The following is a 13,340-nucleotide window of genomic DNA, read 5'->3' on the forward strand; positions in this document are numbered from 1 at the left end:
CTCTCTAATAGTTATTCAGGCGGACGGGCGCGAGGCTTTCTCGACGTGACCGGACAGGCCGAAGCGGCGGTCCAGTTCATCGAGCACTGCCTGCGGATGCTGCCCCAGTTGGGCGAGCATGACCATACTATGGAACCACAGGTCAGCGGTTTCGTAGATTACATCACTGCAATCTCCGCTGATGGCGGCGTCTTTGGCGGCAATGATCGTTTCGACTGATTCTTCGCCGACTTTTTCCAGAATCTTGTTCAAGCCCTTGTGGTAAAGGCTGGCGACATAGGAGCTGTCGGCGGCAGCGCCTTTACGCTCTTCCAGCACTTGGGCCAGACGGGTCAGGGTGTCAGTCATGTTTGTGGTCCGAATAGATGGCGTGCGGGTCCTTGAGCACCGGGTCGACGGTTTTCCAGTCGCCGTTTTCATAGACGCGGTAGAAGCAGCTTTGGCGGCCGGTGTGACAGGCGATGTCGCCGATCTGCTCGACCATCAGAATGATCACGTCGGCGTCACAGTCCAGGCGCATCTCATGCAGTGTTTGCACATGCCCGGACTCTTCGCCCTTGCGCCACAGCTTGCCACGCGAACGTGACCAGTAGATGGCGCGATTCTCAGCGGCGGTCAGTTCCAGCGCTTCGCGGTTCATCCAGGCCATCATCAGCACGCGCCCGGTTTTATGATCCTGGGCGATCGCCGGCACCAGGCCGTCGCTGTCCCATTTGATCTCGTCCAGCCAATCTTTCATCTTCGACTCCGACAGCGGGCTCGACACTTCAGTAGTGGAACCCTGGCGTTGAAACAGTGTGCCAGTGCGCGGCCCAACTGGCTATCGTCGAACGATCAGATACAAGCCCACGGCCACCATGATCGCGCCGGGCCAATGGCCGAGTCCGTCCAGTGGGCCGCCGGCCAGCAGGATCGCGCCACCCGCCAGATGCGCGGTGCCGAGCAGGCGCAGGAACCAGTCGTCCGAGCGGCGATGCCAGGCCGGTGGCGAGTTGACGACGTGCGGCTGCGACATGCGCTCGAGCAGGTCACGGGTCATGTTGGCCAGGTGTGGCAGTTGCTCGACCTGGTTGTGCAGGTTGCCGAGCAAGTTTTTCGGGCTGACGCGCTCGCGCATCCAGCGTTCGAGGAACGGCTGAGCGGTGTTCCACAGGTCCAGTTCCGGGTACAGCTGACGGCCCAGGCCTTCGATGTTGAGCAGGGTTTTCTGCAAAAGCACCAGTTGCGGCTGCACTTCCATATTGAAGCGTCGCGCCGTCTGGAACAGGCGCATCAGCACCTGGCCGAAGGAAATGTCTTTCAACGGTTTTTCGAAGATCGGTTCGCAGACTGTGCGGATTGCCGCTTCGAATTCGTTGAGTTTGGTTTCCGCCGGCACCCAGCCCGAATCGATGTGCAATTGGGCAACGCGGCGATAGTCGCGCTTGAAGAAGGCGAACAGGTTGCGTGCCAGATAGTCCTGGTCTTCAGGCGTCAGGCTGCCGACGATCCCGCAGTCGATCGCAATGTACTGCGGGCTCCACGGCTGCACGGTGCTGACGAAGATGTTGCCGGGGTGCATGTCGGCGTGGAAGAAGCTGTCGCGGAACACTTGGGTGAAGAAGATTTCCACACCACGCTCAGCGAGCATTTTCATGTCGGTGCGCTGGTCGGCGAGGGTCGCGAGGTCCGTGACCTGAATCCCGTAGATGCGCTCCATCACCAACACTTTTGGTCGGCACCAGTCCCAGTAGACCTGCGGCACGTACAGTAACGGCGAGCCGTCGAAGTTGCGCCTCAGCTGGCTGGCATTAGCCGCTTCGCGCAACAGGTCGAGTTCGTCGAAGATGGTCTTTTCGTAGTCGCTGACCACCTCCACCGGGTGCAGCAGGCGGGCGTCGGCGGAGAGTTTTTCCGCTGCGCGGGCGAGGATGAACAGCCAGGCCAGGTCTTGCGCGATCACGGGTTTGAGGCCCGGGCGTATGACCTTGACCACCACTTCTTCGCCGCTTTTCAACTGCGCCGCATGAACTTGCGCCACCGAAGCCGAAGCCAGTGGCTCGATGTCGAATCGGCTGAACACATCGCTGATTTTCTTGCCCAGCTGTTCTTCGATCAGCTTGACCGCTACCTGCGAGTCAAACGGCGGCACACGGTCCTGCAGCAGCATCAGCTCATCGGCGATGTCTTCGGGCAGCAGGTCGCGGCGGGTCGAAAGAATCTGTCCGAACTTGATGAAAATCGGCCCCAGGTCCTGCAAGGCCAGCCGCAGGCGCGCGCCCCGGCTCAGGTCCAGGGTTTTACGCGGAAACCAGCGCCACGGCAGCGCATAACGCAGCCCCAGCAGGAACCACGGCAGTGGCAGGGCGAACAGCAGGTCATCGAGGCGGTAGCGGATCACGACGCGCTGGATGCGCAACAAACGGCGGACGGCAAGCAGCTTCATGCGTTATCGCTTGAATCAAGGGATCGGGAAAGACGCTCGAAGCGCGCCTCAAGACGTTCCAGATCAAGTTTGATCTGGTCCAGTTCACTAAACCGCGCTTCGGCTTCGCGCTGGCCGACGAGGGCGCGCGATTCTTCGGCGAGGTAGTCGGCAAGATTCTGGTTCAGGCTGGCGAAACCTTGCTGATACCAGCGTGCGCGGCTGCGCAAGTGACCGCCCAGCAGTTGCGTGGCGACCGGGCCGAGCCAGCGCGAGAGTTCGTATTCCCAGTCCAGCTCCAGGTCCTGAAGGACTGCCGCGAGTTCCAGCAGCACGCCGCTGTCGCCGTCGAGTTCAACTTCAGGAGCATGCAGGACCGCCGTCTTGTCCTTGCTCAGGGCCAGCTTGAGCAGGCTTGCCGCCGGTGCGCGCAAGGTGCAGTCGGCGTCCGCGGCCCAGTGTGCTGCCAGCATCAGGCCTTCGTCGCTGGGCACAATGAACATCTGCAACGCCGGGCTGCGGCAATCGACGGCAATCACCTTGCCGCTCAAATGCGCCAGGCGCGGCAGCGCCGTACTGTCGAGCCGCAACACCCGGTTGAGGCCGAGTTCGACGCTGGCGAGCAGGCCGGCGAGCAACATCAGGGTTTGATGCCGCGGTGCAGGGCGACGATGCCTGCGGTCATGTTGTGGTAGGTCACGCGGTCGAAACCGGCTTCAACCATCATCGACTTCAGGGTTTCCTGATTCGGGTGCATGCGGATCGATTCAGCCAGGTAGCGATAGCTTTCCGAGTCATTGGTGATCAGCTTGCCCATCAACGGCATGAAGGCGAACGAGTAGGCGTCGTAGGCTTTGGACATCAGTGCGTTGGTCGGTTTGGAGAACTCCAGCACCAGCAAGCGCCCGCCCGGTTTGAGCACCCGCAGCATCGAGCGCAGGGCGTCTTCCTTGTGGGTGACGTTGCGCAGGCCGAACGCGATGGTCACGCAGTCGAAGTGGTTGTCCGGGAACGGCAGCTTTTCAGCGTCGGCCTGAACGAACTCGACGTTGCCGGCCACGCCCAGATCCAGCAGGCGGTCACGACCGACCTTGAGCATGGATTCGTTGATGTCGGCGAGCACGACCTGGCCGGTCGGACCGACAAGGTGCGAGAACTTTCTGGTCAGGTCGCCGGTGCCGCCAGCGATGTCCAGCACGCGGTTGCCGGTGCGAACGCCCGACAGTTCGATCGCGAAACGCTTCCATAGACGGTGCATGCCGCCCGACAGGAGGTCGTTCATCAGGTCGTATTTGGCGGCTACCGAGTGAAAAACCTCAGCGACTTTTTCCGCTTTCTGGCTTTCCGGAACGTTTTTGAAGCCGAAGTGAGTGGTGGGTTCGGCATCGCTGCCTTTGCGCTGATCAGTCATATCGCTGTCACCAAAAGAGAATGCGCGACATTCTAATCCCGCAGGCATGCTTTGTCTTGGCAAGGCTGAAGGTAAGATAGGCAACCGCCCGGACGTTTTGACGCAGCAGGGGTCAGAACGGTTGAGGCAAGTCCCGATAAAGCAGGAGTCATTCAGTGGCCCATATTAGTGTTGAGCGTGCCCATGGCCTGGGTAAGGAAGCAGCCCGCGAGAAGGCTGACAAACTGGCGGAAAAACTGGCTGCGCAATATGGCCTGGAACCTCAGTGGTCGGGCGACACCCTGAACCTCAAGCGTTCCGGGGTAAAAGGCGCCGTGTATGTGGGCGATACCTCGATCAGGATCGATGTCGAACTCGGCCTGTTGATGTCAGCCATGAGCGGCACCATCAAGTCGGAAATCGAAAGAGCCCTCGATAAGGCATTGGTCTGATTTGCGCAATATCTGACACATGCACAACCCGTGGCGAGGGGGCTTGTCGGAACGCCGCACCGCCCCGTTCGGCTACGCAGCAGTCGCAAGAACCGTCAATGTGGTTTCCCGGGCGAAATGTAATTGCAGGTTTTGGGGCTGCTTCGCGACCCAACGGGGGCAAGCCCCCTCGCCACAATTGCGCGCCGACTCAAGCACACCGATTTGTGTCAGTTGTTAGGGTGCCGTTTCTAATTTTTCTCACTACGTTGTGCCTGAGCCCGACGCTTGACGGGCAGTTCCTCAAACCTTCTGCGCGTGAGGTGCACCATGGCCAAAGTTACTTTGAAGAAAAAAACTGACATTCAGCCGACTGCGTTGAACGAAGTGAAATCCTATGCCCGCAAGATCTGGCTGGCAGGCCTGGGTGCCTACACCAAGGTCGGTCAGGAAGGCAGCGAGTACTTTCAGGAGTTGATCAAGGCTGGTCAAACTCTTGAAAAGAAAGGCAAAAAAGTCGTTGCCGAGAAGCTTGAAGCGGCCAACGCCGAGATTGATGAAGCCAAGAGTGAAGTCAGTACCTTCAAAGGCAAAGTCGAAGTTCAGCTCGACAAAGTCGAGAAGGCTTTCGACACGCGTGTCGCAAGTGCCTTGAATCGTATCGGCATTCCGTCTAAACATGACGTTGAGACACTCTCTGCTAAGCTCGATGAGCTGACGGCATTGCTCGAACGCGTCGCGCGTAAACATTAAGGAGAACGGGATGGCTGGCAAAAAGAACACCGAGAAAGAAGGCAGCTCGTGGATTGGGAAAGTCGAAGACTACTCCCGCAAAATCTGGCTTGCTGGTTTAGGCGTGTACTCGAAGATCGACACTGACGGCAGCAAACTCTTCGAGTCATTGGTCAAAGATGGCGAGAAAGCCGAGAAGCTCACGAAGAGCGCTGTCGGCAAAACTGTTGACGCTGCCAAAGACTCCGCTCAATCGGCCAAGTCGCGAATCAGTGGTGTCAAAGATCGTGCGCTGGGCAAGTGGGACGAACTGGAAGGGGCTTTCGACAAGCGTCTGAACAGCGCCATTTCGCGTCTTGGCGTGCCAAGCCGCAATGAAGTCAAAGCGCTGCACAGCAAGGTCGATACCCTGACCAAGCAAATCGAAAAACTCACCGGCGCCAAAGTTGCGCCTGTTGCCGCTAAAACGGCAGCAGCCAAACCCGCCGCTAAAACTGCCGCCAAACCCCTGGTCAAAGCTGCCGCAAAACCGGCTGCCAAACCAGCGGCTAAAGCGCCAGCCAAGCCAGCAGCTAAAACCGCGGCAGCCAAACCTGCAGCGGCCAAGCCAGCAGCCAAACCGGCTGCTGCGAAGAAGCCGGTCGCCAAGAAGCCAGCAGCCCCGAAAGCGGCTGCACCGAAACCAGCAGTGGCCGCCGCCAAACCGGCAGCACCGGTCAGCCCGGCGAACTCCGCCGCGGCGCCAACCCCTGCTGTGACCCCGACTGTAGCGTCAACTCCATCGGCGCCAACCAGTCAGTCCTGATTAACCCAGGACACGCAAAAACGCCCGGCCTGCGAAGGTCGGGCGTTTTTGTTTGTACATACATTTTTCATACGGTCGTTCCCACGCTCTGCGTGGGAATGCCTCACCGGACGCTCCGCGTCCATTGCGGCAGTGACGCAGAGCGTCACTGGCTGCCTTCCCACGCAGAGCATGGGAACGATCAACGTCTCAGGCACCTTCGATCAAGCCGAACCTATTCGTGCTCTTCCAGATACTGCAACGCCAACTGCTCGGTTGCGAGTTTCGCCGACGGTGGCAAGTGCGGCGCCACCAGCATCATGATCTGGTAGACCACCACTCGCACTTCGCCTTCGCGATCGAGAATCCGCTGATAGTCCAGGGAAAACAGCAAGGTCATGGTGATCTGTTCCACCAGTTGCCCCAGCGCCTGGGTATCGCTGACCAGTTGCCCCTGAGCCTTTAGCTGCGCCAGTAACGAGGCCAGTGTGCGCTTGAGGGCATTGAGCAGATTACGGATGCCCTTGGCCAGTTTCGGCAAACGTCCGGCCAGGTTCGACAGGTCCTGGAACAGGAAGCGGTAGTGCGCCAGGCGTTCGACGATCAGGTGCAGGAACAGCCAGTAATCCTCCGGTGCCAGTTGCACGTCCGACGGCGGATCGAGCAGCGGCGTCAATTCGCCCTGAAAGCGCTCGAACAACCCGAGAATCAGCGGCTCCTTGCCGTGAAAATGGTAGTAGAGGTTACCAGGGCTGATCCCCAGCTCATTGGCAACTTCCATGGTAGAGACATTCGGCTCGCCCTTTTGGTTGAACAGCAGCAGGGCACATTCAAGAATCCGGTCGCGGGTTTTCATCCAGTCTTCTTAGTGATTCGTCAGGCCACGGCCGACACTTCAGGCCGTGGCGCGGGGAGAGTTCAGCGTACGCGCACGTAGGTGCCTGGCGCCGCCTCCATCGGTGGATAGTTCTGGTTACCCAGCGCCATCAGCGTTTCGCGCTGAGTGCCGGAACGTTCCTGAATCCAGCCCAGCCACTGGTTCCACCAACTGCCGTCGACGTGTTTGGCGTCGTAGTACCAGGCCCGTGGATCGCTGCTCAGTTTCGGGCTCTCGACGTAGTTGGCCTTGGGGTTGCTCGGTGGGTTGAGAATGCTCTGCACGTGGCCGCTGTTGGACAGCACGAAGCGTCGTTCACCGCCCAGCAGCAGTGTCGAGCGGTACACCGCATCCCAAGGCGTGATGTGGTCGTTGATCCCGGCGACGCTGAAGCTGTCGACGTTGACCTTCTGCAAGTCGATCGGCGTGCCGCAGACCTCCAGTCCGCCAGGATGGGTCAACGGGTTGTGCTTGAAGAAGTCCAGCAGGTCGCCATGAAAAGCGGCCGGCAGGCGAGTGTTGTCGTTGTTCCAATAGAGAATGTCGAAGGCTGGCGGCTCTTTGCCCAGCAGGTAGTTGTTGACCCAGTAGTTCCAGATCAGGTCGTTGGGGCGCATCCAGGCGAATACCTTGGCCATGTCGCGACCTTCGAGTACGCCTTTCTGGTAGGAGCGACGCTTGGCCGCTTCGAGGGTTTGTTCGTCGGCAAACAGGGTCGCCGGGCTTTCCAGTTCACTGTCGAGCAGGCTCACCAGATAGGTCGCGCTCGAGACCCGACGCAACTGCCGCTTGGCTTGCAGATGTCCTTGCAGGGCCGCGATGGTCAGGCCGCCGGCGCAGGCGCCCATCAGGTTGACCTCGCGGCTGCCGCTGATCGCCCGGCAGACGTTCAGCGCTTCTTCCAGGGCCTCGACGTAACTCGACAGACCCCATTCGCGATGACGGACATCCGGGTTGCGCCAGCTGACCATGAACACCTGCAGGCCGTTCTTCAGCGCGAACTGGACGAAGCTGTTGTGCGGGCTCAAGTCGAAAATGTAGTACTTGTTGATCTGTGGCGGCACCACGAGTAGCGGCCTCGCGTACTGCTTTTCGCTCATCGGCTTGTACTGCATCAGCTCCAGCAGTTCGTTGCGAAACACCACGGCACCGGTGGTGGTGGCTACCGTTTTGCCGACTTCGAAGGCGTGCTTGGTCACCTGGCTGGGCAGGCCATTGTTGTGCATCAGGTCGTCGAGCAGATGGCTGAGACCGCGCACCAGACTTTGGCCGCCGGAGTTGAACAGCTCCTTGACCGCCAGCGGGTTAAGCAAGGTGTTGGACGGCGAGACAGCGTCGTTGAGCAGGGTAAAGGCAAAGTGCGCGCGTGCTCGGTCATCGGCGGGCATGCCGCTTTCATCGATCCATTTTTTGATCTGCTTCTGCCAGCTCAGGTAAGCCTGAAGGCCGCGTCGGTAAAACGGATTGAGGGCCCAGCTCGGGTCGGCGAAGCGGCTGTCCGAAGGGTTGGGCTGATGCAGGGTCTCGCCCAGTAGTACCCGGCCCAGCTGGCCACCCAACGCCAGTGCGTGTTTGGCACTCTGTACCGGGTGACGCAAGCCGTGAGCGGCGACACTGCGCAGAGTCGAGAACAGATCCCGGCCGCGCAGACCGGTGATCGCACTCTGGGCATTGATGAATGCGGCGGGTGGAGGAAAGGCGCCCGGCGCTTTTTTGTCTCGCATGAGTCAACACTCCTTCGTCAAGCCATCAACAAGTACGTCAATTGCGAATAGACACCATAGTCGCTTCGGACCTCCCTTGCGGCTTTCGACACGCCTGTCGACATGCGCAGTACGTTATGTGCCGCCGAACGACCCCGGGTGCGGATGCATCACCGCCCGTTGGCGTTCTTCCTGGAGAAATTTCATGATGATCGGAGCGACGGCTTCAGCCCGAGTGATCAGGAATAAATGGCCGTCGTCGATTATGTGTAGCTGGGCATTGGGAATACGCCAGGCGAGTACCCGCATATTGATCAGCGGAATGAGCGGGTCATCGTCACCGGCCAGCACCAGGGTCGGCTGATTGATTTTGTGCAGCCAGTGAATACTGGTCCAGCCCAGGCCCGCGAACAGCTGCCAGTAGTAACCGAGTTTGCCAGCCGAACGGACTTTGCTGGCGTGCTCCGCCGCGAGGTTCGGATCACGGCGGAACGAACCACCGTAAATCAGCGGCGCAATGCGAATCACGTGGGATGGCTGGATGTAGCGTCTGGGGCTGGCCATCATCCACAGCACTTTCGGTTTGCCCGGCACCATCACCATGCCCGCCGCCGTCGCTGCCAGCACCAGTTTCTTGCAGCGCTCGGGGTAGTCGAAAGCGAACTGTTGGGCGAGTGCCCCGCCCCACGAAACACCGACCACGTTGACTTGCCCGTAATCGAGGTAGTCGAGCATCCGTGCGGTCAGCCTGGCCAGCCCGGGAAAGCGGTAAGGGTGGGTAGGCGTCGATGAACCGCCGACACCGGGGACATCGAAGGCGATTACTTCCAGGTCCGGGTCGAGCGCCTGGACGAACGGAAACACCAGCTCCAGGTTGGCGCCGATGCCGTTGAAAATCAGCAAGGGCGTCAAGTGAGGCTTGCCGGGGCGTACCGCGGTGCGGATGGTTTGACCATCCAGGTCGACAGTACGAAATATGAACGGTTGCGGCATGCTTCAAGCCCTGTGGGTCGATCGTTATCCCTGTAGGAGCACGGCTTGCCGGCGATGGCGTCCTTGAGGTCGCCATCGCGAGCAGGCTCGGCTCCTGCAGGTTTGTGGTCAGTTAACGTTCATGCACATAAGTCCCCGGTGATGCCTCACCTGCCGCATAGGTCTTGTTGCCGAGCACGGTCGGGGCTTTTTTCAGCTTGCCCGAACGCTCGGCCTGCCAGGCCTGCCAGTGCAGCCACCAGGAGTCAGTGTGCTTGGTTGAGTTTTCCAGCCAGTCGTTGGCATGGACCGGCATGTCGGAGCTGGTCATGTAACGGGATTTCGGGTTGCCCGGCGGGTTCAGAATGCTCTGGATATGGCCGCTGCTGGACAACACGAATTCGACTTTGCCACCGAACAGCTGCGCCGATTTGTAGCACGACTTCCACGGTGTGATGTGGTCGTTGGTGCCCGCCAGGGAGTAGACGTCTGCTGTGACCTGCTTGAGGTCGATCGGCGTACCGCACACTTCCAGTGCATCAGGACGGATCAGTGGGTTGTTTTTGAACAGTTCGATCAGGTCGCCGTGGAACGCCGCAGGCAGGCGGGTGGTGTCGTTGTTCCAGAACAGAATGTCGAAGACCGGCGGCTCGTTGCCCAGCAGGTAGTTGTTGACCCAGTAGTTCCAGATCAGGTCGTTGGGGCGCATCCAGGCGAAGACCTTGGCCATGTCGCGACCTTCAAGCACACCGGCCTGATAGGAATGACGCTTGGCGGCTTCCAGGGTTTGTTCGTCGACGAACAGCGCGACCTGGGAATCAAGGGTGGTGTCGAGCACGCTGACCAGCAGCGTCAGGGCGTTGACCTTCTTCTCGCCAATCGCCGCGTAGTGGCCCAGCAGCGCGGTGCAGGTGATGCCGCCGGAGCAGGCGCCGAGCATGTTCACGTCTTTGCTGCCGGTGATCGCGGTAACCACGTCGACCGCTTCCTTGAGCGCTTCGATGTAGGTCGACAGGCCCCATTCGCGTTGGGCCTTGGTCGGGTTGCGCCAGCTGACGATGAAAGTCTGCACATTGTTGCGCAGGCAGAAGCGCGCCAGGCTTTTGTCCGGGCTCAGGTCGAAAACGTAGAACTTGTTGATCTGTGGTGGGACCACCAGCAGTGGGCGTTCGTGCACTTGTTCAGTGATTGGCCGGTACTGGATCAGTTCCAGTACATCGTTGCGGAAAACCACCGCGCCTTCGGTGGTGCCCAGGCTCTTGCCGACTTCGAAGGCGCCCATGTTGACCTGGCTCGGCATGCCGCCGTTGTGCACCAGATCCTTGGCCAGGTGCGAGAGGCCATCGAGCAGGCTTTTGCCGCCGGTTTCGAAGAAGCGTTTGACGGCAGCAGGGTTGGCCGCGCTGTTGGTCGGGGCCATGGCCTCGGTCATCAGGTTGATCACGAAGTGTGCGCGGCTGATGTCCTGGGCGGACAGACTGCTTTCGCCGATCCAGTCGTGGAGTTCCTTGCGCCACGCCAGGTAGGTTTGCAGATAACGTCTGTAGAGCGGGTTCTGACTCCACGCCGGATCGTTGAAACGACGGTCATCGCTTTCCGGTTGCAGCTCGGATCTACCGAGCATCACGTTCTTGAGCTCAATGCCAAAATGCGCGACATGCTTGACGCTGTGGATGGGTTGTTTGATGGCCTGGGTCAGCACCATGCGGGCAGAGGTAAGCAGATCCTTTCGACGCAAGCCGATGACCGGATTAAGCCCCAGGGTATTTTCCGAGGCTTGATATTTCAGGTCATCGTTATTCTTGTTACTCATCTACGACGCTCCATTGTCCTGAGGCGAGTACCTGAGTCCTGCTGTGTAGTCACACAGCAAATGCCGGGTACACGCTCGGGTGACCGTTAGTTGTACATCGCTGACTTTTTCATTCAGGAGGCGCGCTGCACAGAACTTGCCAGATCCATTGGTTACCCGAGTTTAATTTTTTTCGCAAGCAGGCCGATCCTCGGCACCGCAGCCCAGCATTCAAACAGATGAAATTAGAAAATGCCCTCTAAAGAGCGCGGGCCTTGAGCTAGAGCATCAGCTTGACGACAGACTCGTTTGGATCGCGGGTCTTTCCGGCGGCTTTGAGCTCGGCAAGATAATCGTCCCAGAGTGCGTCATATCGTCGCGCCAACTGATAGAGATATTCCCAGGTGAACAGGCCGCTGTCGTGGCCGTCATCGAAGGTCAATTTCAGTGCGTACTGACCGGCCGGTTCTACCTTGTTCAGGCCTACGCCGATCTTGCCAAATTGAAGGATGGGTTTGCCGTGGCCCTGGACCTCGGCGGAAGGAGAGTGCACGCGCAAGAATTCTGCGCTCAGGTGATAGACCTCATCGGGCGCGTATTGCAGCTCCAGGGTTTTCGAGGCTTTGTGCAGTTTGATGGCGGTGGGGAGTGGAGTCGTCATGGGGCCGGTCGTCCGTCTATATGAAGGCCCTGTGTCGGCGGGTGATCCTGTGGCGAGGGAGCTTGCTCCCGCTCGGCCGGTCCGCGCTCGGGCGCAGCAGTCGTAAACCGGCGAATGGGGTCTGCCTGACAGACCGCATTCGCTGATTTTGGGGTCGCTTCGCGACCCAGCGGGAGCAAGCTCCCTCGCCACAGGGGCCCGCTCACACAGAATGTGACCTACAGGATATAACGGGACAGGTCTTCGTTCTGCGCCAATTCGCCGAGGTGGCTGTTGACGTAGTCAGCGTCGATGCGGATCGGCTCTTCGCTGTGGGTGCTGGCCAGATCGCTGGCGCTGAACGACACCTCTTCGAGCAGACGCTCAAGCAGGGTGTGCAGGCGACGGGCGCCGATGTTCTCGGTCTTCTCGTTGACCTGCCAGGCGATCTCCGCCACGCGTTTGATGCCGTCTGGCTGGAACTCGATCGTCACGCCTTCGGTTTTCAGTAGGGCGCAATATTGTTCGGTGAGCGAGGCATGTGGCTCGCTGAGGATGCGCTCGAAGTCTTCCGGCGTGAGGGCCTTGAGTTCGACGCGGATCGGCAGGCGGCCTTGCAGCTCGGGCACCAGATCGCTTGGCTTGCTCAGGTGGAACGCACCGGAAGCGATGAACAGGATGTGGTCGGTCTTGACCATGCCCAGTTTGGTGTTGACCGTGCAGCCTTCGATCAGCGGCAGCAAGTCACGCTGTACGCCTTCGCGGGATACGTCGACGCCGCCGGAATTGCCGCGCTTGGCGACCTTGTCGATTTCGTCGATGAACACGATGCCGTGCTGCTCGACCGCTTCCAGCGCCTTGGCCTTGAGCTCTTCGTCATTGACCAGGCGGCTGGCTTCTTCGTCGCGCACCAGTCTCAGCGCTTCCTTGACCTTGAGCTTGCGGTTCTTGCGCGTGCCCTTGCCCATATTGGCAAACAGGCTTTGCAACTGGTTGGTCATTTCTTCCATGCCCGGTGGCGCGGAGATATCGACGCCGGACACTTCGGCGACTTCGATCTCAATCTCCTTGTCATCCAGCTGACCTTCGCGCAGGCGCTTGCGGAACAGTTGGCGGGTGTTGGAATCCTGGGCCGGCGCGGAGTCTTCGTTGCTGAAACCCATGCGTGCCGGTGGCAGCAGTGCATCGAGGATGCGCTCTTCGGCGGCATCTTCGGCGCGATGGCGAACCTTGGTCATTTCCTGTTCGCGCAGCAACTTGATCGCTGCATCGGCGAGGTCACGAATGATCGACTCGACGTCACGGCCGACATAGCCGACCTCGGTGAACTTGGTCGCTTCAACCTTGATGAATGGCGCATTGGCGAGTTTGGCCAGGCGACGGGCGATTTCGGTTTTACCGACACCGGTCGGGCCGATCATCAAAATGTTCTTGGGTGTTACTTCAACGCGCAGCTCTTCAGGCAGTTGCATCCGGCGCCAGCGGTTACGCAGGGCGATGGCGACGGCGCGCTTGGCATCGTCCTGGCCGATGATATGGCGACTGAGTTCATGGACGATTTCGCGGGGAGTCATTGGCATGGTTATGGGTGGTCCTCAAGCAAAAATGAATGCCG

Annotated in this window: 14 protein-coding genes; 3 read left to right on the plus strand and 11 right to left on the minus strand. The window is 59.7% G+C overall.

What is annotated here, in order from left to right; genetic code table 11:
• Window positions 1–15: 15 nt before the first annotated feature.
• The 5 genes from KRR23_RS13445 to ubiE all read right to left on the minus strand — a co-directional run bounded on the left by KRR23_RS13445 (window position 16) and on the right by ubiE (window position 3,815).
• Window positions 16–348, minus strand: coding sequence for a phosphoribosyl-ATP diphosphatase (locus tag KRR23_RS13445; RefSeq protein WP_018929162.1), 333 nt, complete (start codon window positions 346–348; stop codon window positions 16–18).
• Complete coding sequence (gene hisI / locus KRR23_RS13450) at window positions 341–739, minus strand: phosphoribosyl-AMP cyclohydrolase (protein WP_054595207.1); 399 nt, start codon at window positions 737–739, stop codon at window positions 341–343. The genes KRR23_RS13445 and hisI overlap by 8 nt, the downstream gene beginning before the upstream one ends.
• A gap of 81 nt (window positions 740–820) precedes the next feature.
• Window positions 821–2,425 (minus strand): ubiquinone biosynthesis regulatory protein kinase UbiB, encoded by a 1,605-nt coding sequence (ubiB, locus tag KRR23_RS13455; protein WP_216742882.1) that lies wholly within the window; start codon window positions 2,423–2,425, stop codon window positions 821–823.
• Window positions 2,422–3,045: an SCP2 domain-containing protein gene (locus tag KRR23_RS13460; protein ID WP_216742883.1), complete on the minus strand. Its 624-nt coding sequence runs from the start codon at window positions 3,043–3,045 to the stop codon at window positions 2,422–2,424. Before KRR23_RS13460 ends, ubiB begins: the two co-directional genes overlap by 4 nt.
• A complete protein-coding gene (ubiE, locus tag KRR23_RS13465; RefSeq protein WP_007989286.1) occupies window positions 3,045–3,815 on the minus strand; it encodes a bifunctional demethylmenaquinone methyltransferase/2-methoxy-6-polyprenyl-1,4-benzoquinol methylase UbiE in 771 nt (256 codons plus the stop codon). The genes KRR23_RS13460 and ubiE overlap by 1 nt, the downstream gene beginning before the upstream one ends.
• 155 nt (window positions 3,816–3,970) lie before the next feature.
• Between ubiE and KRR23_RS13470 the strand changes: the two genes are divergently transcribed.
• The 3 genes from KRR23_RS13470 (at window position 3,971) to KRR23_RS13480 (ending at window position 5,762) form a co-directional block, all read left to right on the plus strand.
• The gene (locus KRR23_RS13470; protein ID WP_216742884.1) at window positions 3,971–4,246 is read left to right on the plus strand and encodes a polyhydroxyalkanoic acid system family protein; all 276 of its coding nucleotides are present in this window, start codon (window positions 3,971–3,973) and stop codon (window positions 4,244–4,246) included.
• A gap of 309 nt (window positions 4,247–4,555) precedes the next feature.
• Entirely contained in the window at window positions 4,556–4,978 is a 423-nt protein-coding gene (locus KRR23_RS13475; protein WP_216742885.1) for a phasin family protein, read from the plus strand.
• Window positions 4,979–4,988: 10 nt separating this feature from the next.
• On the plus strand, window positions 4,989–5,762 hold the full coding sequence (locus tag KRR23_RS13480) for a phasin family protein (protein ID WP_216742886.1): 774 nt from the start codon (window positions 4,989–4,991) through the stop codon (window positions 5,760–5,762).
• Window positions 5,763–5,976: 214 nt separating this feature from the next.
• Here KRR23_RS13480 and KRR23_RS13485 read toward each other — a convergent pair whose 3' ends face one another.
• The 6 genes from KRR23_RS13485 to hslU form a co-directional block, all read right to left on the minus strand.
• The gene (locus KRR23_RS13485; RefSeq protein ID WP_216742887.1) at window positions 5,977–6,597 is read right to left on the minus strand and encodes a TetR/AcrR family transcriptional regulator; all 621 of its coding nucleotides are present in this window, start codon (window positions 6,595–6,597) and stop codon (window positions 5,977–5,979) included.
• 62 nt (window positions 6,598–6,659) lie between these two features.
• Complete coding sequence (phaC, locus tag KRR23_RS13490; protein WP_216742888.1) at window positions 6,660–8,342, minus strand: class II poly(R)-hydroxyalkanoic acid synthase; 1,683 nt, start codon at window positions 8,340–8,342, stop codon at window positions 6,660–6,662.
• A gap of 114 nt (window positions 8,343–8,456) precedes the next feature.
• Window positions 8,457–9,314, minus strand: coding sequence for a poly(3-hydroxyalkanoate) depolymerase (phaZ, locus tag KRR23_RS13495; RefSeq protein ID WP_216742889.1), 858 nt, complete (start codon window positions 9,312–9,314; stop codon window positions 8,457–8,459).
• Window positions 9,315–9,426: 112 nt separating this feature from the next.
• Window positions 9,427–11,106: a class II poly(R)-hydroxyalkanoic acid synthase gene (gene phaC, locus KRR23_RS13500; RefSeq protein WP_216742890.1), complete on the minus strand. Its 1,680-nt coding sequence runs from the start codon at window positions 11,104–11,106 to the stop codon at window positions 9,427–9,429.
• 259 nt (window positions 11,107–11,365) lie between these two features.
• A complete protein-coding gene (locus KRR23_RS13505; RefSeq protein ID WP_216742891.1) occupies window positions 11,366–11,746 on the minus strand; it encodes a gamma-butyrobetaine hydroxylase-like domain-containing protein in 381 nt (126 codons plus the stop codon).
• 218 nt (window positions 11,747–11,964) lie between these two features.
• Entirely contained in the window at window positions 11,965–13,305 is a 1,341-nt protein-coding gene (hslU, locus tag KRR23_RS13510) for an ATP-dependent protease ATPase subunit HslU (protein ID WP_216742892.1), read from the minus strand.
• Window positions 13,306–13,340 lie beyond the last annotated feature (35 nt).

The sequence above is a fragment of the Pseudomonas sp. CVAP#3 genome, from assembly GCF_018986375.1.
GTDB classification, from domain to species: domain Bacteria; phylum Pseudomonadota; class Gammaproteobacteria; order Pseudomonadales; family Pseudomonadaceae; genus Aquipseudomonas; species Aquipseudomonas helvetica.

Coding starts and splice junctions, on each gene's coding strand:
- phaC (WP_216742890.1), bottom strand. CDS start 11,106: ATGAGTAACAAGAATAACGATGACCTGAAATATCAAGCCTCGGAAAAT.
- hslU (WP_216742892.1), bottom strand. CDS start 13,305: ATGCCAATGACTCCCCGCGAAATCGTCCATGAACTCAGTCGCCATATC.
- phaZ (WP_216742889.1), bottom strand. CDS start 9,314: ATGCCGCAACCGTTCATATTTCGTACTGTCGACCTGGATGGTCAAACC.
- ubiE (WP_007989286.1), bottom strand. CDS start 3,815: ATGACTGATCAGCGCAAAGGCAGCGATGCCGAACCCACCACTCACTTC.
- hisI (WP_054595207.1), bottom strand. CDS start 739: ATGAAAGATTGGCTGGACGAGATCAAATGGGACAGCGACGGCCTGGTG.
- KRR23_RS13460 (WP_216742883.1), bottom strand. CDS start 3,045: ATGTTGCTCGCCGGCCTGCTCGCCAGCGTCGAACTCGGCCTCAACCGG.
- KRR23_RS13485 (WP_216742887.1), bottom strand. CDS start 6,597: ATGAAAACCCGCGACCGGATTCTTGAATGTGCCCTGCTGCTGTTCAAC.
- KRR23_RS13445 (WP_018929162.1), bottom strand. CDS start 348: ATGACTGACACCCTGACCCGTCTGGCCCAAGTGCTGGAAGAGCGTAAA.
- KRR23_RS13505 (WP_216742891.1), bottom strand. CDS start 11,746: ATGACGACTCCACTCCCCACCGCCATCAAACTGCACAAAGCCTCGAAA.
- KRR23_RS13475 (WP_216742885.1), top strand. CDS start 4,556: ATGGCCAAAGTTACTTTGAAGAAAAAAACTGACATTCAGCCGACTGCG.
- phaC (WP_216742888.1), bottom strand. CDS start 8,342: ATGCGAGACAAAAAAGCGCCGGGCGCCTTTCCTCCACCCGCCGCATTC.
- KRR23_RS13480 (WP_216742886.1), top strand. CDS start 4,989: ATGGCTGGCAAAAAGAACACCGAGAAAGAAGGCAGCTCGTGGATTGGG.
- ubiB (WP_216742882.1), bottom strand. CDS start 2,425: ATGAAGCTGCTTGCCGTCCGCCGTTTGTTGCGCATCCAGCGCGTCGTG.